The organism is Youhaiella tibetensis, from assembly GCF_008000755.1.
Lineage (GTDB): Bacteria > Pseudomonadota > Alphaproteobacteria > Rhizobiales > Devosiaceae > Paradevosia > Paradevosia tibetensis.
In genome coordinates, this window is sequence record NZ_CP041690.1 from 2,334,960 (window position 1) to 2,357,227 (window position 22,268).

The following is a 22,268-nucleotide window of genomic DNA, read 5'->3' on the forward strand; positions in this document are numbered from 1 at the left end:
GCAATTCCGGGCTCATAACCCCATGCCGGTGCTGGACGGAAGCCCCCTGAGCTCGTACTAAAGCCCCCCTGTTGGGGCTTCTTCGTGGGGGAGTTGATTCCGTTGTCGATCGGGCGGTCCTTGGTTCATTACTGGCGGACCCGGTCAATCGGTTTCGGCCTCGAACATCTCGGCTTTCTGACGCTCAAATATCCGCGCCTCCTCGCTGCGGCGGTGATCGCACTCACCGTGCTGGCCGTTGGCCAGATCCCGCGCGCCAATGTCGATGGCGATCTCATGCGCATCTTCGCGCATTCCGGTGCCGAGTACGACACCTACGAACGCCTCTCCCAGACCTTCGGCACCTTCGAGAACGACATCTATTTCCTGGTGTCCTCTCCTGACCTGACCGATCCGGCCGTGCTCGAGCAGTTGCGCAACCTTGCGTTCGACCTCGAACTCAACGATTACGCGGCCGGCACGATGTCCCCGTTCACCCTGCGCCGGCCAAGCGAATATGGCGGGTCGGTACCCGCCGTGCCCGAGGGCATGACCAGCCGGGAGGAAGTCGCCGCGGCGCTGAGCGATCTCCAGCAGAACGATCCGCTGATGCGCAACCTCATCACGCCGGACCTCACCGGCATCGTGATGATCCTCTTCCCCAATGCCGAAATGACCCGCGGCGACGGCACCAAGGAGATGATTGCCCAGCTCAAGGATGTTGCGGCCCAATATGCCAGTGACAGCATCCAGATCGAACTGACCGGCCCGCCGATGTGGACCGCCGAGATGCTCAATGCGGCGGTTGACGACCAGGTCAAGTTCACCATCTACGGCTTTGCCCTTGGCGCCCTAATCGCCCTGGTCAGCCTGCGCTCCTTCTGGGGCGCCATCCTGGTATCAGCCACGCCATTCATCGCCGTGATGTGGGTGATGGGTATCGTGCTGCTGTTCTTCGGCTCGTTCTCGTTCCTCACCATTATCGTCACCACGCTGGTGCTGGTGATTGCCTTCGCCGAAAGCCTGTTCTTCATCTTCAACTGGCTGGCCTACTGGCGCGACGGCATGGATCCCTACAAGGCCGTCGACACCACGGTGAAAGTCGTCGGGCCCGCCAGTGCCCTGACCATGCTCACCACACTGGTCTCGTTCGCCTCGCTCTCGCTGACCCCGGGCCAGGGCATCCAGGAATTTTCCATAGCAGGTACAATCGCTTCGCTGCTCAGCTTCGTCTGCCTGATGACGTTCCTGCCGCTCGTCCTCAAGCTGGCCATTCGCCTCGGCTTCAGGATTCCGCCGCAAACCGGCTTCGTGCTGACTGCACCGATGAAGCTCTCCTGGTTCCTCGCCACGCGCTTCAGCCGCGCCATGGCCGCCGGAGCCATCGTTGTCACCGCCGCCCTCTTCGTTCCCTATTTCCTGGTCGAACCGCGTTTCGCATTCGAGGACTATGTCGCCAGGGATTCCTCGGCCCTCGACGCGGCGGTTGATATCGACGCCGGCGTCGGCGGCGTTGCCCCCATCTATGTCCGCGTACCGCTCAAGGACGGCGTTTCGGACGTCACCGACGGCGATTTCGAAACCATCCGTACCGTGCACCGGATACTCGAGAGCCATCTTGGACAGAACAAGGTCATCTCTGCGGCCAGTTTCGTCCACTACGAGGATTCCGGCTTCACGCGGCAGGACATCTTCGATTCTGTGGGGCAATTCCTCAAGCGCCGCTTCATCACCGACGATGGCACCCAGGCCCTGGTGACCGGGTTCATGCCGACCATCATCGATTCCGAGGCCCTCAAGGACCTGGTGCACACGACACAGGCCGAGATCGAGGCTGCCGGTATCAAGGGCGCCGAGATCGGCGGCTTCCGCATCCTCACCGCCTTTGCCACCGACAATATCGTCCAGGGCCTCCAGCTCGACCTGACCTTCAGCGTGCTGGTGAACCTCTTCCTTATCGGCTTTGCCTTCCGCTCGTTGCGGGTCGCCATGGCGACGGCAATTCCCAATCTCTTTCCGGTGCTCGGCGCCGAAGCCTATCTCTGGTGGTCGGGCGCTGGCCTGCAGCTCACCACCGTCCTCTCGTTGACCATCGCCTTCGGCATTGCGGTCGACGACACGACGCACTTCCTCTCCCACTACCTGCATGCTCGCCGGGAGGAAGGGCGTGAACATCGCGACGCGGTGCGACACACCATGGAGCGTATCGGTGGGGCAATCGTGGCGACAACGATCATCCTGTGCTCCGGCACGGGCATTGTCGCAACCTCCGGACTGCCGCAGGTCGCGCTGTTCGGTTCTTTGTTTGTGATAACCCTCGCTCTGGCACTGATCGGAGATGTGTTTATTCTCCCGGCCTTGCTCGTAGCTGGGGGCAAATTCTTTCATCCTCTTGGAGGCATCAAGAAATGAACAACGGCGGACCCCTGTGGCGCGCTCTTGCGCTCGCTGGTCTGATGGTCGCGGGCGCTGCTGCCCCCGCGATGGCTGCACAGGCCGACATCGAATTCCTGGGCAGCTACCTGGGTGACTGGAAAGGGCGCGGTCAGTTGCAGGGCGCAAACACCGAGACGGTGGTTTGCAAGCTCAACCTGACGGCGGCCAACAACAACACCAAGATCAACTATTCCGGCCGCTGCACCCTCGCGGGCAGCAACCTCGCCGTTAACGGCACGGTCGCCTATATCGACGCCAAGCGGCGCTACGAGGCCGTCATGACCTCCAATGCCTCGTTTACCGGCACGGCGATCGGCCAGCGCCAAGGCAACGGCGTCGTCTTCAACCTCCGGGAAAAAGAGCGCGACGAGGCCGCCAAGCGCGACATGACGATCACCTCGTCGATCTCGCTCCTCGACAACGCCATCATGGTCGAGTTCCTCGTCGTGGATGACGCCACCGGCGACACCATCCGCGCCAAGGTCCCCTTCGCCAAGTAATCCGGCGGAAAAGCCGGCCACCATTGAAAAAGGGCGGCCCTGCGGCCGCCCTTTTTCAATTCCGATCTCGTTCGCTCAGAACGGGATATCGTCATCCATTCCGCCGGATTCGAACGCCGGCGTGCTCGACGGACGGCGGCTCTGGCCGCCACCGCCGCTGGACTGACCGCCGAACCCGCCCTCGCCGCCGCGCGGACCCGAGAAGCCACCGCCCTCGTTGTCGCCGCGACCGTCGAGCATGGTCAGGTTCGAGTTGAAGTTCTGCAGCACCACCTCGGTGGAATAGCGGTCCTGGCCGCTCTGGTCCTGCCACTTGCGCGTCTGCAGCGCGCCTTCGATGTAGACCTTGCTGCCCTTGCGCAGATACTGCTCGGCTACCTTGGTGAGACCTTCATTGAAGATCACCACACGGTGCCACTCGGTCCGCTCCTTGCGCTCGCCGGTATTGCGATCTCGCCAGGTATCGGTCGTCGCCACGCTCAGGTTCACCACCTTGCCGCCGCTCGGCAGCGAGCGCACTTCCGGGTCGTTACCGAGATTGCCGATCAAGATGACCTTGTTTACGCTGCCCGCCATCGCCTGTCCTTCCGTACTCGTTTGGCTGGAGCCACCGGCTCCGCCGTTTGGCGCACTTTATGCGGTTGCACCTGTCCGCGCCCGCCCTGTTTTGAGGTTTCAACAGGCGCAGACCGCATTGTTCTCTATATGTTCCGTCAATGTCAGCAAATGTCAAGTAATCTGGGCGCTTTGCAGATGTGATCTGCGTGGATTCACCCTTGACCGAATCCACCCTGTTCCGCTTATGTTCTTTCCGCTAGTATATTGCCGCATCGTGGCCCGGCACGGGCTGCGACGAGATTGATGGGACTGCGGCGGCCACCTTGCGCTAAACAAGCCTGGCTTGCGAAACTGCGCCGGCGCGCCTATCTCCCGATCTTGGCTGCCAGCCAGGATCAGACCGCATCGTTACCCGTACGTTCGCTTCGCTCGACGGAGCGGCATAGAGCCGTGGACCAGAATATGCCCGACGCCAACAATCGTGAAATCGTCATCCGCGGTGCCAAGGAGCACAACCTCAAGTCCGTTGACCTGCGGCTGCCGCGCGACAAACTGATCGTGATGACGGGCCTGTCGGGTTCGGGCAAGTCCTCCCTGGCGTTCGACACCATCTATGCCGAAGGTCAGCGGCGCTATGTCGAGAGCCTCTCGGCCTACGCGCGCCAGTTCCTGGAAATGATGCAGAAGCCTGATGTCGAGCAGATCGACGGGCTCTCTCCGGCCATCTCGATCGAGCAGAAGACCACCTCGCGCAATCCGCGCTCGACCGTGGGCACCGTCACCGAGATCTACGATTACCTCCGCCTGCTCTACGCGCGCGTCGGCATCCCCTATTCGCCCGCCACCGGCCTTCCCATCGAGAGCCAGACTGTCTCCCAAATGGTAGACAAGGTTCTAGCCCTGCCCGAAGGCACGCGTCTCTACCTCCTCGCGCCAATGATCCGCGGCCGCAAGGGCGAGTACAAGCGCGAACTCAACGACCTGATGCGCAAGGGCTTCCAGCGCGTCAAGATCGACGGCGAGTTCTACGACATCGAGGACGCGCCGAGCCTCGACAAGAAGCTCAAGCATGACCTTGAAGTCGTGGTCGACCGCCTGGTCGTTTCCCCTGACATCGCTTCGCGCCTGGCCGAAAGCTTCGAGACGGCGCTCAAGCTTGCCGACGGCATCGCGCTGGTCGAATACGCCGACGAGAAGGAGGCCGATGGTTCGGCCAAGAGCATCACGTTCTCGGAAAAATTCGCCTGCCCGGTCTCCGGCTTCACGATTGCCGAGATCGAGCCGCGCCTCTTCTCGTTCAACAACCCGTTCGGCGCCTGTCCGGTATGCGATGGCCTGGGCACCGAGCGCAAGATCGACCCGGACCTTGTGGTTCCGGACGCATCGCTGTCGCTGCGCGACGGCGCCATCCTGCCATGGTCCAAGACTTCGGCTCCCTACTACCTGCAGACGCTCGAAGCGGTGGCGCGGCACTATGGCGCCTCCACCGGATCTGCGTGGGAGGATCTCTCCGATGACGTGCGCCAGGCCCTGCTCTACGGCACCGGCAAGACGCAGATCAATTTCGTCTACGACGACGGCCTGCGCACCTATAAGACCACCAAGCCCTTCGAAGGCGTGATCGGCAACCTCGAGCGCCGCTACAAGGAAACCGAATCCGCCGGCATGCGCGAAGAGATCGAGCGCTACATGTCCTCGGCGCCGTGCGTCGCCTGTAACGGCTATCGCTTGAAGCCCGAGGCTCTGGCGGTCAAGATCAACGGGCTCCACATCGGCCAGGTGACCGAAAAGTCGATCCGCAACGCCTCCGACTGGTTGAAGGAGCTGCCCCGGCACCTCAACGACAACCAGCGCACCATCGGCGAGCGCGTCCTCAAGGAAATCCGCGAGCGCCTGGATTTCCTAAACGACGTCGGCCTCGACTACCTGACCCTGGCCCGCAACTCCGGCTCGCTCTCGGGCGGCGAAAGCCAGCGCATCCGCCTGGCCAGCCAGATCGGTTCGGGCCTCACCGGCGTGCTCTACGTTCTCGACGAGCCCTCGATCGGCCTGCACCAGCGCGATAACGAACGCCTGCTCGAAACCCTGCGCCGGCTGCGCGACCTCGGCAACACCGTGATCGTGGTCGAACACGACGAAGACGCCATCCTGACCGCCGACTACGTTGTCGATATCGGCCCGGGCGCCGGCGTCCATGGCGGCCATATCGTGGCTGAAGGCACCCCACAGGATATCATCGACAATCCGGACAGCATCACCGGCGCCTATCTTTCGGGCCGCATGGGCATCCCCCTGCCCGCCGAGCGCCGCGAGCCGTCCAAGACCCGCAAACTCTCGCTCAAGGGCGCGACGGGCAACAACCTCAAGGATGTCTCGGTCGACGTTCCACTGGGCCTGTTCGTTGCCATCACCGGCGTCTCGGGCGGGGGCAAGTCGACACTGATGATCGACACCATGTACCAGGCCATCGCGCGCCGCCTCAACGGCGCTCGCGTGGTGCCGGCGCCTCACGAGGCGCTGACTGGCCTGGAGTTCCTCGACAAGGTCATCGATATCGACCAGAGCCCCATCGGGCGCACGCCCCGCTCGAACCCCGCCACCTATACCGGCGCCTTCACGCCGCTGCGCGAGTGGTTCGCCGGACTGCCGGAAGCCAAGGCCCGCGGTTACGGCCCGGGGCGCTTCTCCTTCAACGTCAAGGGCGGACGCTGCGAGAAGTGCGAGGGCGATGGCGTTCTCAAGATCGAGATGCACTTCTTGCCCGATGTCTACGTCACCTGCGACGTCTGCAAGGGCAAGCGCTACAACCGCGAGACGCTCGAGGTCCAGTTCAAGGGCAAGTCGATCTCCGATATCCTCGACATGACCATCGATGAGGGCGTGGAGTTCTTCGCCGCCGTGCCCTCGATCCGCGACAAGCTGGTGACGCTCCAGCGCGTCGGGCTGGGTTACGTCAAGATCGGCCAGCCCGCCACGACCCTCTCAGGCGGCGAAGCCCAACGCGTCAAGCTCTCCAAGGAGTTGTCCAAGCGCGCCACTGGCCGCACGCTCTATATGCTGGACGAACCCACGACTGGCCTGCACTTCCACGACGTGGCCAAGCTGCTCGAAGTCCTGCACGAACTGGTCGAGGGCGGCAACACGGTGGTCGTTATCGAGCACAACCTCGAGGTCATCAAGACGGCCGACTGGATCATCGATATGGGCCCGGAGGGCGGCGACGGCGGCGGCGAAGTTGTCGGCGTCGGCACGCCCGAAGATGTTGCAGCCAATCCAAGATCTTACACGGGCGCCTTCCTCAAGGAAGTCATGGCGCGCCGGCCACCGCGAAGTCAGGCGGCAGAGTGATGTGAGCAAGGGCGGCCTGGGTGCCGCCCTTTGTTTTTGGGCCATTCCCCTGCGGCAATCGTCGAAATTCCCCCATGTGTATGACGGGGGAATGAAGATCGGCATGCGTGATACGCATGGCCCGCTTGAGGTTTGAGGCATTTCATGACTGCGCGATTCAGCTCATCTTCCCCACTGGGGCAAACTCGGAAAGGAAGTGCGCAAATGTTTGTTAGAGCGGTCTGGCGCGTAAGGCGACTGGTCGACATCAAGCAGACATTGCGGGAAATGGACGTTCCGACGACGCGAGAGGCCGACATGCTCGGTCTCTGTGGGCCGGATTTTTCCAAGATGACCCGTGGTCTGTTCGACAAGTAGCTTACAACGCGAAATCCATGTTCGGGCGGCCGTCACGGGAAACCGGGCGGCCGCTTCGGTTTTCAGATTCTGAATTTCTGATGAACGCGCTTGAAAAGAGTTATGCGGATTTCGCATGTCAAATCTGAGCAATCACCCTCTGCTCAAATCAAGACCTCGGCACTAGATACAGTGCGTACGACGAAAGGAGACACCAAATGGACATTCGCAAGACCCTTCGCAAGTGGGCTGCCTACCAGCAGACCGTCCGTGAGCTGAACGCTCTCGACAACCGTCAGCTGACCGACCTCGGCATCACCCGCAGCGACATCTCCCGTATTGCGCGCGACCATGCCAGCACCCTCTAAAGGTTCGCTGACTGCCCGCATCGCGGAGAAGTTCAGAACACCCGCTCTCTAAGAGGCGGGTGTTCTTGTTTTTGGGCCCTAGAACGCCAGGCGCCCGACCAGTTCCTCGTAGGATACGCAAACGGCCGCCTGGAAAGCCTTGCGTTCCTTGAGCCGTTCATACCAGGCCTCGAAATGCGGCAAGCTCGGGCGCTCCACCGGCATGGTGAACCAGCGATAGAGCGAAACCCCAGCAACGATGTCGGCGTAGGTGAACTCCTTCCCACCCAGATACGGCACTCGTGAAAGGCGCTCGTCGAGCATTCGCTGCAATGCGGTCGTCTGGGCGATGCCCTTGTCGATGGCCCCCCGGTTCTGCTGGTCCAGCGGCGTACGCACCAGGTTCCAGAACACCTCGATCCACGCTGGCTGATAGGTCGTGGCCGTCCAGTCCGTCCATTGATCGGCAGCGGCGCGTTCGCGCGGCTCGACCGGCCAGATGAGGCCCGAGGCGTAGGTCGCCGCCAGATAGCGCACGATCGCATGGCTCTCCCACAGCACCAGGTCGCCGTCGCGCAGCGTCGGCACCTTGCCGTTGGGGTTCATTGCCCGGTATTTCGGATCGTCCGTGCCGCCGAACGAGCCGCCCAGAGGCAGGTGTTCGTAGTCCAGTTCCAGCTCGGCAAGGAGCCAGCTCACCTTCTGCACATTGGACGAATTCAGGCGTCCCCAGAGCGTGATCGTCACTTGGCTCTCCTCTTGTTGAGTCGGCCACAAGCTTACCGTGTTGCGCCGGATCGGCGCAGTTGCTAAAGCCGCGCCATGTCCAGTTCCTCCACGCAACCCATCCATATCATCGGCGGCGGTCTCGCCGGCTCGGAAGCCGCCTGGCAGGCCGCCCAGGCAGGCGCCAGCGTCATCCTGCACGAGATGCGCCCATTCCAGAAGTCGCCCGCCCACCTCACCGAGGGGCTGGCCGAACTCGTCTGTTCCAACAGCTTCCGTTCGGACGATCACGAGTACAATGCCGTTGGCCTGCTGCATGAGGAAATGCGCCGCTGCGGCTCGCTGATCATGCAGATGGCCGATCGGCACAAGCTACCCGCCGGCGGCGCGCTCGCGGTCGATCGCGTCGGCTTCTCCGATGCCGTCACCGCCGCCATCACCAGCCACCCCAACATCACCCTCGAGCGCGGCGAGATCACGGGCCTGCCCCCGGCCGATTGGCACAATGTCATCATCGCCACCGGCCCGCTCACGTCCCAGCCGCTCGCCGAAGCCATCCAAAAGCTGACGGGCGAGGATGCCCTCGCCTTTTTCGATGCCATCGCTCCCATCATTCATGGCGAGAGCATCAATCGCGATATCGTCTGGGCCCAATCCCGCTATGACAAGGCCGGCCCCGGCGGCACCGGCGCCGATTACCTCAACTGCCCGATGACCGAGCAGCAGTACAACGACTTCGTCGACGCCCTGCTCACCGGCGAAAAGCACGTCTACCACGAGTGGGAGAACGTGCCCTATTTCGATGGCTGCCTGCCCGTCGAAGTCATGGCCGAACGCGGTCGCGAGACTCTGCGCCACGGCCCGCTCAAGCCGGTCGGCCTTACCAACCCGCGCGATCCGGAAAACAAGCCCTACGCCATCGTCCAGCTGCGCCAGGACAACGCCCTGGGCACGCTCTGGAACATGGTAGGTTTCCAGACCAAGCTGAAATACCGCAAGCAGGCCGATATCTTCCGCATGATCCCGGGCCTCGAGCAGGCCCAGTTCGCCCGCCTTGGCGGGCTCCACCACAATACCTTCCTCAATTCGCCCAAGGTGCTCGGTCGTGACCTGCGCCTCAAGGCGGATCCGCGCCTGCGCTTTGCCGGCCAGATCACGGGCGTTGAAGGCTATGTCGAAAGCACAGCCATCGGCCTCATCGCCGGTCGCATGGCCGCGGCGTCCTTGCGCGGGGTCGAGCTGATGGCTCCGCCCGCGACGACCGCCATGGGCGCACTCATCAACCACATCACCGGCGGGCACATCGAGGATGGCGAGCAGAAGCTGCGCAGCTTCCAGCCCATGAACGTCAACTTCGGCCTCTTCCCGCCTGTGACTGTCACCAAGCCCGAAGGCGTCAAGCGCTGGCGCGGCCCGGAAAAGGCCATGGCCAAGAAGAAGGCCGTAAGCGAGCGGGCGCTCGAAGACCTCAAGGTCTGGGCCTGACGGCCAGCAACGCGCCGGACCCGCGCTCGACCGCATCGAGCGCGGCATCGGCCATTTCCACTATGTCACCCCTGCAGTCCCCATCCAGCCAGGCCGCCAGCGCAGCCTCGAGCGCTGCCACGATCGTTGCCGCCGCCACCCGCACCGAGAGCGAAGCCGCCTCGCCACCGGTCCGTTGCGCGATGATCGTGCACAGCACCTCACCGCTACGCGCGTGGTCAAGCGCCGCCGCGGCGCGGAGCGCGGGAACCTGTCGCGCCAACCGGGCGCGCGCCACCATCGAATCCTTGTCCTGGTCCATTACCGTTGCCAGGCCGGCGCGGAACGCCTGCCTCAGACTGGCCAGCACCGGTTCGTCCAGCGGACGATCCTCCAGGAGCCCAAGAAAAAGCGGATCATAGTCGTCCGCCACCAGTGCCTCCTTGGTGGGGAAGTAGTTGAACAGCGTCCCGGTGGAAACATCGGCGGCACGCGCGATTTCCTCGGTCGTGGTGGCCTCGAACCCCTTGCTCAGGAACAGCTCGAGCGCCACCTGCTGAATGCGTGCGCGGGTCTGGCGCTTCTTGCGTTCACGCAAACCCTCGGGCCGTTCGTCCATCTTCACTGCCCTCATGCCACTGCCGCTGGCATCGCGCGGCCGCTCCCTCTGCTCCCAAAGGCTCGCCCCATCCACATTGCCCCCGCCGCCAGCGGCCAAAGCCGGGTCGCTGTATTGCGCAGCGCGATACCCCACGCCGTGCGCGGTACCAGAACCGCTGCATTGGCGCCAATGCCTTTCTGCCGCGGCGCCACCAACCGTCTGTGGCGCGCTTCGTAGGCTTGGAGACCCGCTCCGAGATCGTCGTGGCCGGAGAGTGCCTCACCCAGTGTCCGCGCGCCCGCCATCGCCAGGCTCGAGCCTTCCCCGAACAGGGAAACGCATGACGCTGCATCGCCGAGCAGGGCAACCCGGCCGCTCGACCATTTCGGCAGGTCCACCCGGCAGACCGCATCGAAATACATTTCGTCCGTCTGGGCCAACGCCCGCAACATGGCCGGGACATGCCAGCCCGATCCCGCATAGGTCTCTTCGATCAGCCTGCGCTGGTCCGCTTCATTGCGAAGATCAAATTCGGGGCCCGGCTGTGCGCGGAAAATGAAGGCGCCCAGTGCCCGGCCGGTGGACGGATGGATCGCCGCCGACCGGCCCGGTGCATTATACATCTCCACCCGCCGCGCTATCGCCGGCCAATCCGGCAGTGGTAGCGTCGCTATGAACAGCCCCAGTGGCTTGACGAACTCGGTTTCCGGACCGAAAGCCAGGCGGCGCACGCGCGAATGCAGTCCGTCCGCCCCGATTACGAGGTCGAAGCGCCGCTCCCCGCCCCTTTCGAAACGCACGTCGGCGCCGTCCCCGTCCTGCGCCAGCGCGGCAATACTGTCCCCGAAGACGAACTCGGCATCCGCCTTGACCGCACCGGCGAGACACCGCGCGAGGTCGCCGCGCGGCACCTCGACCTCTCGGCTACCCGAGGCGTGCTGCAACGCGCCGAGATTGACGCGCCCCTTCTCATGGGCCCTGTCATCGAAAAACCCGATCTCCTCGACCGCGCTCGCGGCGGCCCGTAGCGCGGGCATGATCCCCATTTCTTCCGCAACGGAGACCGCCGGCCCCCTCACGTCAACAGGGCTGCCGCTCGAGCGCAGCGAACCGGCGCGCTCGACGAGGGTGCACGCAACTCCCGCACGCGACAGGTACCAGGCCAGGGTCGGGCCGGCCACGCCGGCGCCCGATATCAGGACGGTCTTGATGCACGACATCTCGATGACTCCCGCTTAGGAGCCACTAATTGATGTCACTATAATTTTGAAGTCAACTCAAATAACTACTTCGCGCCCGCTGCGTCCGCGAAAAGCGTCCCTTCGAGATAGGTCAGACTGCGCCCGCCATCAGGCGCCGAGGCGACGGTGGCCGTATCCAGCACGTATCGGTAGGCAATGCCCCCGAGGCTGAACGACAGCACCGGATCGGCGAGTTCATTTCCCGTATTGCCCTTGAGCCACTCCACAAGATCGACGCTCACGCTCTCCCCTGGCGGGATCGAGATTGTAAGCACTTTCGCGCTCAGGGCGAATGTAAGCGCGCCAGAGGTCGCGGGCACATCCACATAGATGGCCTGCCGCCCGAGAAGATAGGGCGTCCCGCCCACGTCCACCGCTTGCGTGGGCGGACGCGCCAGCGACAGGAAGACAGTCGAGCCATTCACCTGGTCGCTCGGTCCAAGACCGTCGAACATGTCGAGGTTGTGCTGCCCGGCCTCATAGGTGACGCCGTGAGAGGCCAGCACCTGCTCGAGGTTCGCCTGCCCCGCTGCCGATTGCAGAAGGAAGGCCATTGCTCCGGTGGCTCGCGCCGCCTCGGCGCCGGACCATTGGGGCTTTGTATCGGGTCCGGTGACGCCTCCGCGCGCCAGCAGCGCATCCAGCGATGCCGCCTGGCTGGCCCTCGAGAGGCTATCCATGTTCCATGGCCCGATGCTGAAGACGAGAAGGATCACCCCGGCCAGTGCCGGTATCAGGCGGATATCCCCGCGCCCGATGAGGAAGGTCAGCGTGAGCAACGCCGCCCAGATCCCGCCTGCTATCAGCATCATCCGTTCCGGCGTCAGCCCATAGGCATCAACTCGCACCATCACGGCAAGGGCGTAGAGCCCCAACGGAATGATCGTCAGCCAGAACCAGCAACGGCGGAACACCCGCACCAGCAGCCTTTCCCGCATGAAGGCGGGATGCAGCAGCAGCCAGGTCGCCGCCCCAGTCGTAACGAAGCCGAGCACCATCCAGCCGAGCATGCCCTCGGGCAGGCTCTGCGTCAGGACGATCTGGAGCGTATAGGCGAGAAGGATGAGCGCATAGGCGAGGAGCAGTGGGGTCAGCACGAACTGGCCGAGAAAGCCCGTGGCAGTGGCAACGATATCCGGCTCTTGCAGCGCGCGGGCGTCAAAGGCGTCCAGCCGGCGGATCGTGGCCAGCCAATAGATCGGCGTGAACAGAAATCCGATGATCGGCAGTACCCACCGGTAGAACAGGTCCGACGTCTCGAGCCCGAAAAGGATCGACAGCGACCGTTCGATGGCCGCGATGCCGAGGGCGACGAGCAGGAACGCCACCCCTGCGATGAGGGCGGTCACCGCCGCCTGTTGGTTGAGCCACCAGAACTTGTCCTGCTGCAGCGCCCGATCCGGTCCGCGCTCGGTGAAGGCACTCACCGAGAGCCAGAGAACGGAAATCACAGGCAAGGCCCACGGCACGAACCAGTTCGCATCGCTCACCTGAAACGCGGCCACCGCCAGCAGCGGCAGAACGTAGCCGATCACGATACCCGCAAGCCCCGTCCGCGGCCTGCTTTCGTTGAACAGCGATCCAGCCACGGCGAACACGGCGCCGCTGGCAAGGCCACCGACGATCCGCCACCAGAACTCGTCCGTCAGCGAGATCTGCTCATTGACCACCACGAGCACCGCGACCGTGGTCAGCAATATCAGCAATGAAGCGAGGGGAAAGCGCCTTAGGGTTGTCAGGAGGTCCGGAGCAAGTCGGTCGATCCAATCCCGCAAGTGCATCTCCCTATCGGTTACGCCAGGTCCACCAGCTCATCGCCGCGATCTTGCGCCAGGAAGCCATGTCCGGCGGCGGCGCAAATGGCTGTTCCTGCACATGTTTTAGCTGACCCAATGCCGCGCGCAAGACGGGTGCATAGGCAAATGCCGGGCGCAGCGACGGCGAAAGCGCGCCGATCGCGGCCTCAGCCTTGCCCAGGTGCTCGCCCGCCAGGTCGATGGCTTGCCCGAGAGCAGCCCGAATGCCCTCGGTCGGGGTGCCTGCAAAGATCTGCGACTCGGTGACGCCATTGGCCCGAAAGAGCGGCAGCGGCAGAAAGATGCGGTGTTGGCTGGCGTTGAAACCAAAGGCGCGCACATGCCCGATAAAGGCATTGGCGACGCCCAGGTGCCCGGCGGCATCCCCGTCCTCTACCGGGACGCCATCGTTGAGCACCATGGCGGCGAACTGATAGAGCACCGAGACCGTCTCGCCGGCATATCCCTCGAAACTGGTGAGGTCGGGCATCGGGTCCTGGTAGAGATCGAACCTTCGTGCCGCGATCAGCCGCTGCAGCGGCACGATGGGAAGGCCGTAGTCACCTATCGTGGTCAGCAGCGCGTCGGCCACCGGGTTGCTGCGCACGTTGCCGTGCCCCTGCCCCCTGAGCGCATCGTCCCACCATTGCAGCCGGATTTCCCCGGGCGTCGGCTCGGAGACCCGCTCGCGCACCGAGGCCACTTCGGCCGCGAACGCATAGAGCGATTGCACCGCCGCCCGCTTGTCCTCGCCGATCAAGAGGCTCGCGTAATACCGGTCGGGGTCCGTGGATTTGAGATAGTCGGCCGTCAGCGCGGCGGTTTCCGCTCGCATGTCACTTGCCGCGCTCGACAGCGATCAGCGCAGCGCCGACTGCCCGTTCCTCGGCCAGCAGCACGTTATAGGTCCGCACAGCTCCACCGGTCGCAATCGGCTCCATGATGACCTTGCGCTCGCGGAACGCCTGCCGGATGGCCGGATCGAGAAACACGATCTCCTCGCCCGTCCCCACAAGCAGCACGTCGAGACGCTCGGCGGCCTCCAGCAAGGGCGCCAGCGTCTCGAGCGTTATCCCGGCTGCCTCTTTGACATCCCAGGAAAGCATGCCCGTCGGCAGGCACAGGAGTGAACCCTTGTGCGACATGTCTGCGAAGCGGAACCCACCGTTGCCATAGGCATCGATGGGCACCTGTTGCGGGAAGCGGCCCGCTCCGAAGGTATCGGCCATGGGCCGTGCCTCCTAGACAGCGGCGCCGTCTGCGCGCTTTTCCTTGGCCTGCTTCTCGTCCTTTGCCTGGTCGGCCCGGGCACGCAGCCCGAACCAGATCAGGATCGGCGCCGCGATCACGATCGAGGAGTACGTGCCAATCAGCACGCCCCAGGTCATCGAGATCGTGAAGCTGCGGATCACCTCGCCACCGAAAAGAACCAGCGGGATGAGCGCCAGCAAGGTGGTGAAGGCGGTCAGGGTCGTACGCGCCAGGGTCGAGTTGATCGAGAGGTCGATCAGCTCGGGCAACGACATCTTCTTGTACTTGCGCAGGTTTTCACGGACGCGGTCGTAGACCACCACCGTATCGTTGAGCGAGTAGCCCACGATGGTCAGGATCGCCGCGATACTGGTCAGGTTGAACTCGATACCCGTTATCGAGAAGAAGCCGATGGTCAGCAACACGTCGTGGAACGTCGAGACGATCGCACCCACCGCATATTGCCACTCGAAGCGGAACCACACGTAGACCATGATCGCCAGCAGCGCCACGCCCAGGCCGATGGCGCCCGAGACCGCAAGTTCACCCGAGACGGACGGGCCCACGGATTCGGTGCGCCGCACTTCGTAGCCACCGCTCTGGAGCGCGTCGCGCACCTTCTGCACCGCGGCCTGCTGGGCGGCGTCGCCGCCTTCCTGCGCCTGCACGCGGATCAGCACGTCCTCGGGCGTACCGAAGCCCTGTACCTGAATTTCGCCAAGGCCGAGCTCGCTCAGCCGCTGGCGGATATCGCCCGGATCGGCCGGGCCGCCCACATGCTGCACCTCGATCGCCGAACCGCCGGTGAAGTCGATGCCCAGGTTCATGCCCTTGGTGAAGAACGAACCCATCGAACCGGCAATCGCCAGCACCGAGATGATGATCGCCGGGCGGGCGAACTTCATGAACGGAATCTTGGTGTGGTCGGGAATGAAATGAATGAGGCGGATCTGCACCGTCTTCGGGCGGCGACGGCGATACCAGATGCCGGCGATGAAGAGCGTCACCGTGTAGGCGGTGAACATCGAGGTGAGGATACCCAGAGCCAGCGTAACGGCGAAGCCCTGTACCGGCCCCGAGCCCAGGAAGAACAGCACGATGGCCGCGATCAGCGAGGTCAGGTGCGAGTCCACGATCGTGCCCCAGGCGCGCTCGAAGCCCGCTGTGATGGCCTGCAGGTTGGATCGTCCAGCCTGCTGCTCTTCACGTATGCGCTCGTAGATCAGCACGTTGGCGTCCACGGCCATGCCGATGGTCAGGATGATACCGGCGATACCCGGCAGGGTCAGCGTCGCCCCCAGCATCGAGAGCGAGCCGAGCATCACGAAGATGTTGAGGATCAGCGAGATGTTGGCGAAGACGCCCCAGAGGCCGTAGGCCATGAGCATGAAGAGGATGACCGCGGCGGCGGCAACGGCACCGGCGATGAGGCCGGCGCGGATCGAGTCCGCACCCAGGCTCGGCCCGACGGTGCGCTCTTCGATGATGTCGAGGCTGGCCGGCAGAGCGCCCGCGCGCAGCAGCACCGCCAGGTCCTGTGCACTCTGCGGGGTGAAGTTGCCGCTGATCTGGCCCGAGCCGCCGGTGATCGGCTGCTGGATGACCGGAGCGGTCAGCACCTGGTTGTCGAGAACGATGGCGAAGCGCTTGCCGACATTCTTGGAAGTAATGTCCGAGAAGGTGACCGCGCCGCGGGTATCGAACTTGAACGTCACGACCGAGCGGCCGGTCTGCTGGTCGAAGCCGGGCTGGGAGTCGACCAGCGACTCGCCACCGAGCGAGACGTCTTCATAAAGCAGTTCCTTGCCGCCGTCCTGGCTCGGCAGGATGATGGTGCCGGCCGGCAGCCCCTGGGCCTCGGCCTGTGCAGCCGTCATGCCCGGGTAGACCATGTGGAAGGTCAGGCGCGCCGTCTTGGAGACGATATCCTTGAGGCGGGTCGAGTCGCCGAAGCCGGGAACCTGGAGCAGCACGCGGTCCGAACCCTGGCGCTGGATCGAGGGCTCGGTCGTGCCCAGTTCGTCCACGCGCTTGCGGATGACTTCCATTGACTGCGTCACCAGCGAAGACATGCGCTGGTTGATGCCCTCGTCGGTCAGCGCCACCGTGATCTTACCATCACTGGTGGTGGAGAACGAAAGCTCGGGTGTACCGCCCACCGAGAACATCGTGTTTGAAATGTTGTTCTGCAGCGTCTCGAGCGCCTTGAGCGCTGCGTCCTGCTGCGTCGGGTCGGTCAGTTCCACCGTGATGGACTGGGGGCCCGTCGTGATGATGTTGCCGATGCCGTTTTCATTGGCCAGCACGGCGCGCGCGTCGCGGCGCAGGTCCTTGACCCGCTGGTCGACGATCGACTGCTTGTTGACGCCGAGCAGGAGGTGCGAGCCGCCCTGCAGATCCAGACCCAGGACGATGGTGCGCTTGGGCATCCAATCGGGCATCGCATCCAGCGTATCCTTGGGCAGGAAGCTGGGAATCGTGAACGCGACAGCCAGAATAGCCACGATGGCGATAATGACAGCCCGAATGGGAGAAAACTGCATAGTGTCTGGTCCAGATACCTAGAGCGGAAGGGCTCTATCTTCTCGATTGCACACGAGGTCCACCGAAAAGTGGCGTGCCACTTTCCGGTCCCCATGTTTTCTGCACGTCTTGCGCCGGCTTAGGCCGGCTTGTTGTCGTTGACCGGCTCGGCCTTCGAGCGCACGTCCGCAACCATGGAGCGGACGACCTTGATCTTGACGCCCTGGGCGATCTCGACTTCGAGGTCTTCGCCTTCCTGTGCCTTGGTCACCTTGCCGACGATGCCGCCGGTGGTCACGATCGTATCCCCGCGACGGATGGCGCTGAGCATGGCCTGCTGTTGCTTCATCCGCTTCTGCTGCGGACGGAAGATCAGCAGCCAGAAGATGACGACCAGCAGCAGGATGGGCATGAGCGAGGTCAGAATTTCCATCGTTCCGCCACCGCCCGGCGCTGCGCCGGCAGCCTGCGCAAAGGCTGGGGTTACAAACATGTAGGCACTCCTATGGTTGTCGACTTGGCTGTCGGCTTGTCAAAAGTTCGTTGATAATCCCATATAGGAGACGAACTTGGCTTGGCGAGACTACCCGCCTGAAAATCGCGCGGACTATACAGGTGGGCCCCCGCGATTGCAAAGCCAATCCGGGCGTTTCAGACCGGCCCTATACTTGAAGGAATGTCCCGTGAACAGCCAAGATTCGCTTGCGCAAATTGCTGCGTCGCTGGCCCGTATTGCCGAACATTTGAACGTGCTTGCGCCCCTGCCCGCCACCCGGGCAACCGGCCTCGATCTCGCCGACGCCTACCACTGGGATGCCCATCTCGGGCAGCTCATCCCCGTGCCCAAGGTCAGCCGCGTCCCGCTCGAGCTGCTCAAGGGCGTCGATGACGTCAGCAACACGCTCCTCCAGAACACGCTCCAGTTCGCCAAGGGCCTGGGCGCCAACAACGCCCTCCTCTGGGGTTCGCGCGGCATGGGCAAGAGCTCCCTGGTCAAGGCCGTCCACGCCCACGTTGCCGCCCTCAACGAACCCGACGTTCAGCGCCTCATCCTCATCGAGATCGCCCGCGAGGATATCGAGGGTCTGCCCACCCTCATGCGCATCATCCGCGACGAGCCGGCGCGCTTCATCGTCTTCTGCGACGATCTCTCCTTCGATCGCGACGAGACGAGCTACAAGTCCCTCAAGACCATCCTCGACGGCGGCCTCGAAGGGCGCCCGGACAACGTCCTCTTCTACGCCACGTCCAACCGCCGCCACCTCATGCCCCGTGACATGATCGAGAACGAGCGCTCGACGGCCATCAATCCCGGCGAGGCCGTCGAGGAAAAGGTGTCGCTGTCCGATCGCTTCGGGCTCTGGCTCGGCTTCCACAATTGCGACCAGCCCACCTACCTGGCCATGATCGATGGCTACGTGGCCTATTACGGGCTCGACATCGACAAGGACGAGCTCAAGGCCAAGGCCATCGAATGGGCCGCGACGCGCGGCGCCCGCTCCGGCCGCGTCGCCATGCAGTTCGTGCGCGACCTGGCCGGCGCCATGGGCAAGGCGGTCTGACCCCCATAACGCAAAAGGGCCCCGCGGGGCCCTTTCTTTTGTCTTCGCTCGCCGGCTCAGCTTGCCAGCATCGGCATCGGATCGACGGGCGTCGCGCCCTTGCGCAGTTCGAAATGGAGCTGCGGACGGCTCACCGAGCCGGTCATGCCCGCCGCGCCGATCGAGTCCCCGCGATTGACCACGTCGCCCTTGGCCACGCTCATCGACTTGAGATGCGCGTAGGCGGACACATAGCCGTTCGCGTGCCGGATCAGGATCAGGTTGCCGTAGCCCTCCACGCCCGATCCGACATAGATGACCGTGCCGTTCTCGGCCGCGCGGATCGAAGCACCCTCGGGAGCCTCGATATTGATACCCGTACCCTTGGAGGCAGCGAAGTTCGTGATGATCTTGCCCGTGATCGGCCAGCGGAACTTGTCCGCGCCCGACATCGCCGGCTCCTGGAGCACAGGTGCCGGCTTGTTGGGCTGCACCGCTGCGGTCTGCAGGGTCTGCGCCGCCTTGGTCTGGGCGGCCGGGCTCGGCTGCGGAGTGCTCTTGAGCACACCCGGATCGGTGATTGCGGCGACCTGCCGCTGGGGCGTGGCGGCGGGCGTCACGACCGGGCTGGTCGTCACGTCGTCGCTGGCCGAAGCCACCTGGGTCGGCGCGCGCTTGGAGAGCAGGTCCGGGCGTCCCGGGATGACCAGCTTCTGGCCAACGAAGAGCTTGTCCGGCGAGAACGAGCCGTTGGCATTCAGGATCGCCTGCGCCGTCACATCGTAGCGGCGGGCGATGGTGTAGAGGGACTCTCCGCTTTCCACCACATGCACATAGGCATTGGACGGCACCACCGAGAGGTTGGCCTGCTGGCTGGTATTGGCGACCGCGGTCGGCTTGAGCGCGGTGACGGGACTGTTGGGGAGAGTGCCCAGCGTGGTCTTGGCCGGGGCAAGAGATTGCTGTGCAGGCATGGCAGTTTGCGATCCGCTTGAGTTGGACGTGAGAACAGGCAAGTCTTCGGTAGAGACTGAGCCCAGCGGCGCCTGCGGTGCAGTGGCGAAGGTCGTCGGCTGGCTGGAGGAAGCGAAGCCGCCACCAACCATTCCGCCCCCACCGACATTCATCGGGGGAATGAACTGGCCTTCTGCGACTTGCGTGGAGGCACCCAATGCGCTTGGCATGGGTTGGTTCAGATTGCTCGACCCGCTGTACGCCGTCGACCCCGTAGTCGTGGAGTCGCGGAAGCCGCCCATGGACGAACAACCGGAAAGTGCAGCGCTGCCAGCCAGTACGGCGGCAATCGCAACGGCGCCCTTGAGCGCTCTACCGGATGCGCGATTACTCATATGTTCAACTCGTACGCAGGTACTCAATAAAATTGAGACTAGGGCGTTAAGGTAAAGACGAGTTTAAAAGCCCCGCGATTTGCGCGGCTTCGCCCTGCCTGCGTTAGAACTCGAGTAAGGTTACCGGCGCCGGGTGAAGGGCAATTGCCCGTCCAGCCGCCCTGCGACATCCGCATCCGTCTGCAGCAGCGAGAGCGGAGTCACGGTGATCGAATCGCCGTGGGTGAGCAGGTGGAAGTCGCTGCCTTCATCGAGCGGCCGCGGCGTTTCCGGGATCGCCACGAAGAACTTGCCGGCGTTGTCGCTCGGATAGTAGCGCATCGGCGACCGCGAGAACCGCTGGTGCGGCACCACCCGCACGCCCGTGACATCGGCCGCCGGACAGGAGGGGAAGTTGACGTTGTAGTAGACGTCCTTGCCGTGCTCGAGCCCCATGAGCGAACGCACGAGTTCGGCCCCATAGGTCTGGGCGTTGGTCCACTCGACATCCAGGCCTGCCGCGTAATCCACGGCCTGGCTGAGAGCGATGCCGACCGCACCCTGCATGGTGCCCTCGCGGGCACCCGCGACCGTTCCCGAGCAATGGACGATGTCGCCCAGGTTCTGCCCGTTGTTGACGCCCGAAAGCACCAGGTCCGCCGGCTTATCGCCGAGGACGAACGTCATACCCGCAACGACGCAATCTGCTGGCGAGCCGCCCTTGACTGCAAACGTGCGCTCGCTGCGCTTGTCGAGCGACAGTTCGCGCCCGAATGAGAAGCGGTGCCCTGCCCCGCTCTGGTTGCCGTCCGGCGCCACCACCCACACATCGTCGGAAAGCTGCCGGGCAATGCCCAGCAGCACCTGCAGGCCCGGTGCATCCACACCATCGTCATTGGTGATGAGGATGCGCAGGCTCACGAGCGGCCGCCGATCGCGGTGACGCCGCCCATATAGGGCTGCAGCGCTTCGGGAATCGCGATCGAACCGTCAGCCTGCTGGTAGTTCTCCATCACCGCGATGAGGCAACGTCCCACTGCAACGCCCGAACCATTGAGCGTATGGACGAAGCGCGGCTGCTGCTTCTCGCCCGCCGGGCGATAACGCGCATCCATGCGCCGCGCCTGGAAATCGCCGCAGACGGAAACCGAGGAAATCTCGCGATAAGTGTCCTGTCCCGGCAGCCAGACCTCGATGTCGTAGGTCTTCTGCGCGCCGAACCCGATATCGCCCGTGCACAGCGTCATGACGCGGTAATGCAGCCCCAGCCGTCCCATGATCGCCTCGGCGCAGGACAGCATGCGCTCGTGTTCGTCGATCGAGGCCTCGGGCGTCGTGATGGAGACCATCTCGACCTTGTTGAACTGGTGCTGGCGCAGCATGCCGCGCGTGTCGCGGCCGGCGGACCCGGCCTCGGAGCGGAAGCACGGAGTCAGCGCCGTCAGGCGCAGCGGCAGCTCTTCCTCGGACAGGATCGATTCGCGCACCAGGTTGGTAAGCGGCACTTCGGCGGTCGGAATCAACGCCAGGCGCCCTTCTCCGTGCGGGGTGAAGAACAGGTCTTCCTCGAACTTGGGCAACTGCCCGGTGCCGTAGAGCGCTTCGTCGCGCACCAGCAGCGGCGGCTGCACTTCGGTATAGCCGTGCTCGGTGGTATGCAGGTCCAGCATGAACTGGCCCAGGGCGCGTTCCAGCCGCGCCACCTGGCTCTTGAGCACCACGAAGCGGCTGCCCGAAAGCTTGGCTGCCCCTTCGAAGTCCATCATGCCGAGCGCCTCGCCCAGCTCGTAATGCTCCTTGGGCGCAAAGCTCAGGTTCGGCTTCGCCGGCCGCACCTTTGCCGCATGTTCGGCATTCCCGTTCCGGCCGAAATACTCGACATTGTCGTGCTCGTCCTTGCCGACCGGCACGTCATCGAGCGTGATGTTGGGCAGCACCGAGAGCGCATCGCGCAGCTCCGCGTCCACTGCCCGCTCCTCGGCCTCGCCGGCCTGGATGGAATCCTTGAGAGTGGCCACTTCGGCCATCAGAGCCTGGGCCTTGGCCTCGTCTTTCTGCGCCTTGGCCTGGCCGATCAGCTTGGACGAGCTGTTGCGCTTTTCCTGCGCTTCGTTGAGACGAACGATGATGGCGCGACGCTTGTCGTCGATGGCGATCAAGTCGGCGGCCTGCGCGGGAAGCCCGCGACGCGCGAGCGCAGCGTCAAAGGCTTCGGCGTTGGCGCGGATCCATTTGATATCGAACATTTAAACGGTCAGGTTCCCTCGCGGAACCGGCCTCTCGAATTGGGGCC

At 63.9% G+C, this 22,268-nt stretch carries 19 protein-coding genes; 7 read left to right on the plus strand and 12 right to left on the minus strand.

Annotated elements, in window-relative coordinates; genetic code table 11:
* Window positions 1-120: 120 nt before the first annotated feature.
* Both FNA67_RS11330 and FNA67_RS11335 read left to right on the plus strand, forming a co-directional pair.
* Complete coding sequence (locus tag FNA67_RS11330) at window positions 121-2,391, plus strand: efflux RND transporter permease subunit (protein ID WP_147656093.1); 2,271 nt, start codon at window positions 121-123, stop codon at window positions 2,389-2,391.
* Entirely contained in the window at window positions 2,388-2,915 is a 528-nt protein-coding gene (locus tag FNA67_RS11335; RefSeq protein ID WP_049705215.1) for a hypothetical protein, read from the plus strand. The genes FNA67_RS11330 and FNA67_RS11335 overlap by 4 nt, the downstream gene beginning before the upstream one ends.
* A 75-nt stretch (window positions 2,916-2,990) precedes the next feature.
* Here FNA67_RS11335 and FNA67_RS11340 read toward each other — a convergent pair whose 3' ends face one another.
* Window positions 2,991-3,491 carry a single-stranded DNA-binding protein gene (locus FNA67_RS11340; RefSeq protein ID WP_049705216.1) on the minus strand — a complete coding sequence of 167 codons (501 nt, stop codon included), beginning with the start codon at window positions 3,489-3,491 and terminating at the stop codon, window positions 2,991-2,993.
* A gap of 444 nt (window positions 3,492-3,935) precedes the next feature.
* On the opposite strand from FNA67_RS11340, the gene uvrA reads away from it, so the two are divergent.
* The 3 genes from uvrA to FNA67_RS11350 all read left to right on the plus strand — a co-directional run bounded on the left by uvrA (window position 3,936) and on the right by FNA67_RS11350 (window position 7,525).
* Complete coding sequence (gene uvrA / locus FNA67_RS11345) at window positions 3,936-6,821, plus strand: excinuclease ABC subunit UvrA (RefSeq protein WP_147656094.1); 2,886 nt, start codon at window positions 3,936-3,938, stop codon at window positions 6,819-6,821.
* 204 nt (window positions 6,822-7,025) lie between these two features.
* Window positions 7,026-7,178, plus strand: a complete 153-nt coding sequence (locus FNA67_RS21930; protein ID WP_170267292.1) for a hypothetical protein — start codon at window positions 7,026-7,028, stop codon at window positions 7,176-7,178.
* A gap of 197 nt (window positions 7,179-7,375) precedes the next feature.
* Window positions 7,376-7,525 (plus strand): DUF1127 domain-containing protein, encoded by a 150-nt coding sequence (locus tag FNA67_RS11350; protein WP_082202092.1) that lies wholly within the window; start codon window positions 7,376-7,378, stop codon window positions 7,523-7,525.
* Between the two features lie 78 nt (window positions 7,526-7,603).
* Here FNA67_RS11350 and FNA67_RS11355 read toward each other — a convergent pair whose 3' ends face one another.
* Window positions 7,604-8,251 (minus strand): glutathione S-transferase family protein, encoded by a 648-nt coding sequence (locus tag FNA67_RS11355; RefSeq protein ID WP_244616332.1) that lies wholly within the window; start codon window positions 8,249-8,251, stop codon window positions 7,604-7,606.
* Window positions 8,252-8,326: 75 nt separating this feature from the next.
* Between FNA67_RS11355 and trmFO the strand changes: the two genes are divergently transcribed.
* Window positions 8,327-9,715: a methylenetetrahydrofolate--tRNA-(uracil(54)-C(5))-methyltransferase (FADH(2)-oxidizing) TrmFO gene (trmFO, locus tag FNA67_RS11360; RefSeq protein ID WP_049705218.1), complete on the plus strand. Its 1,389-nt coding sequence runs from the start codon at window positions 8,327-8,329 to the stop codon at window positions 9,713-9,715.
* Here trmFO and FNA67_RS11365 read toward each other — a convergent pair.
* The 7 genes from FNA67_RS11365 to yajC form a co-directional block, all read right to left on the minus strand.
* Complete coding sequence (locus tag FNA67_RS11365) at window positions 9,699-10,313, minus strand: TetR/AcrR family transcriptional regulator (RefSeq protein WP_188569603.1); 615 nt, start codon at window positions 10,311-10,313, stop codon at window positions 9,699-9,701. The genes trmFO and FNA67_RS11365 overlap by 17 nt on opposite strands.
* 11 nt (window positions 10,314-10,324) lie before the next feature.
* Window positions 10,325-11,515: an FAD-dependent monooxygenase gene (locus FNA67_RS11370; RefSeq protein ID WP_147656097.1), complete on the minus strand. Its 1,191-nt coding sequence runs from the start codon at window positions 11,513-11,515 to the stop codon at window positions 10,325-10,327.
* A gap of 65 nt (window positions 11,516-11,580) precedes the next feature.
* Entirely contained in the window at window positions 11,581-13,233 is a 1,653-nt protein-coding gene (locus FNA67_RS11375) for a DUF4153 domain-containing protein (protein WP_170267293.1), read from the minus strand.
* Window positions 13,234-13,321: 88 nt separating this feature from the next.
* The gene (locus tag FNA67_RS11380; RefSeq protein WP_147656099.1) at window positions 13,322-14,167 is read right to left on the minus strand and encodes a phytoene/squalene synthase family protein; all 846 of its coding nucleotides are present in this window, start codon (window positions 14,165-14,167) and stop codon (window positions 13,322-13,324) included.
* A gap of 1 nt (window position 14,168) precedes the next feature.
* The gene (locus tag FNA67_RS11385) at window positions 14,169-14,561 is read right to left on the minus strand and encodes an Mth938-like domain-containing protein (protein ID WP_147656100.1); all 393 of its coding nucleotides are present in this window, start codon (window positions 14,559-14,561) and stop codon (window positions 14,169-14,171) included.
* A 12-nt stretch (window positions 14,562-14,573) separates the two neighbouring features.
* Window positions 14,574-17,126, minus strand: coding sequence for a protein translocase subunit SecD (secD, locus tag FNA67_RS11390; protein ID WP_147656101.1), 2,553 nt, complete (start codon window positions 17,124-17,126; stop codon window positions 14,574-14,576).
* 119 nt (window positions 17,127-17,245) lie between these two features.
* Window positions 17,246-17,599 carry a preprotein translocase subunit YajC gene (yajC, locus tag FNA67_RS11395; RefSeq protein WP_049705225.1) on the minus strand — a complete coding sequence of 118 codons (354 nt, stop codon included), beginning with the start codon at window positions 17,597-17,599 and terminating at the stop codon, window positions 17,246-17,248.
* Between the two features lie 190 nt (window positions 17,600-17,789).
* On the opposite strand from yajC, the gene FNA67_RS11400 reads away from it, so the two are divergent.
* Window positions 17,790-18,668, plus strand: a complete 879-nt coding sequence (locus tag FNA67_RS11400; RefSeq protein ID WP_147656102.1) for an ATP-binding protein — start codon at window positions 17,790-17,792, stop codon at window positions 18,666-18,668.
* Between the two features lie 56 nt (window positions 18,669-18,724).
* On the opposite strand, the gene FNA67_RS11405 is transcribed toward FNA67_RS11400, so the two are convergent.
* The 3 genes from FNA67_RS11405 to serS form a co-directional block, all read right to left on the minus strand.
* Window positions 18,725-19,621, minus strand: a complete 897-nt coding sequence (locus FNA67_RS11405) for a M23 family metallopeptidase (RefSeq protein ID WP_170267294.1) — start codon at window positions 19,619-19,621, stop codon at window positions 18,725-18,727.
* Window positions 19,622-20,116: 495 nt separating this feature from the next.
* Window positions 20,117-20,896 (minus strand): 5'/3'-nucleotidase SurE, encoded by a 780-nt coding sequence (gene surE, locus FNA67_RS11410; RefSeq protein ID WP_053167858.1) that lies wholly within the window; start codon window positions 20,894-20,896, stop codon window positions 20,117-20,119.
* Window positions 20,893-22,221 (minus strand): serine--tRNA ligase, encoded by a 1,329-nt coding sequence (gene serS / locus FNA67_RS11415; RefSeq protein ID WP_147656104.1) that lies wholly within the window; start codon window positions 22,219-22,221, stop codon window positions 20,893-20,895. The genes surE and serS overlap by 4 nt, the downstream gene beginning before the upstream one ends.
* Between the last annotated feature and the right edge of the window lie 47 nt (window positions 22,222-22,268).

Coding starts and splice junctions, on each gene's coding strand:
- FNA67_RS11335 (WP_049705215.1), top strand. CDS start 2,388: ATGAACAACGGCGGACCCCTGTGGCGCGCTCTTGCGCTCGCTGGTCTG.
- FNA67_RS11340 (WP_049705216.1), bottom strand. CDS start 3,491: ATGGCGGGCAGCGTAAACAAGGTCATCTTGATCGGCAATCTCGGTAAC.
- uvrA (WP_147656094.1), top strand. CDS start 3,936: ATGCCCGACGCCAACAATCGTGAAATCGTCATCCGCGGTGCCAAGGAG.
- FNA67_RS21930 (WP_170267292.1), top strand. CDS start 7,026: ATGTTTGTTAGAGCGGTCTGGCGCGTAAGGCGACTGGTCGACATCAAG.
- FNA67_RS11350 (WP_082202092.1), top strand. CDS start 7,376: ATGGACATTCGCAAGACCCTTCGCAAGTGGGCTGCCTACCAGCAGACC.
- trmFO (WP_049705218.1), top strand. CDS start 8,327: ATGTCCAGTTCCTCCACGCAACCCATCCATATCATCGGCGGCGGTCTC.
- FNA67_RS11365 (WP_188569603.1), bottom strand. CDS start 10,313: ATGGACGAACGGCCCGAGGGTTTGCGTGAACGCAAGAAGCGCCAGACC.
- FNA67_RS11370 (WP_147656097.1), bottom strand. CDS start 11,515: ATGTCGTGCATCAAGACCGTCCTGATATCGGGCGCCGGCGTGGCCGGC.
- FNA67_RS11380 (WP_147656099.1), bottom strand. CDS start 14,167: ATGCGAGCGGAAACCGCCGCGCTGACGGCCGACTATCTCAAATCCACG.
- FNA67_RS11385 (WP_147656100.1), bottom strand. CDS start 14,561: ATGGCCGATACCTTCGGAGCGGGCCGCTTCCCGCAACAGGTGCCCATC.
- secD (WP_147656101.1), bottom strand. CDS start 17,126: ATGCAGTTTTCTCCCATTCGGGCTGTCATTATCGCCATCGTGGCTATT.
- yajC (WP_049705225.1), bottom strand. CDS start 17,599: ATGTTTGTAACCCCAGCCTTTGCGCAGGCTGCCGGCGCAGCGCCGGGC.
- FNA67_RS11405 (WP_170267294.1), bottom strand. CDS start 19,621: ATGCCTGCACAGCAATCTCTTGCCCCGGCCAAGACCACGCTGGGCACT.
- serS (WP_147656104.1), bottom strand. CDS start 22,221: ATGTTCGATATCAAATGGATCCGCGCCAACGCCGAAGCCTTTGACGCT.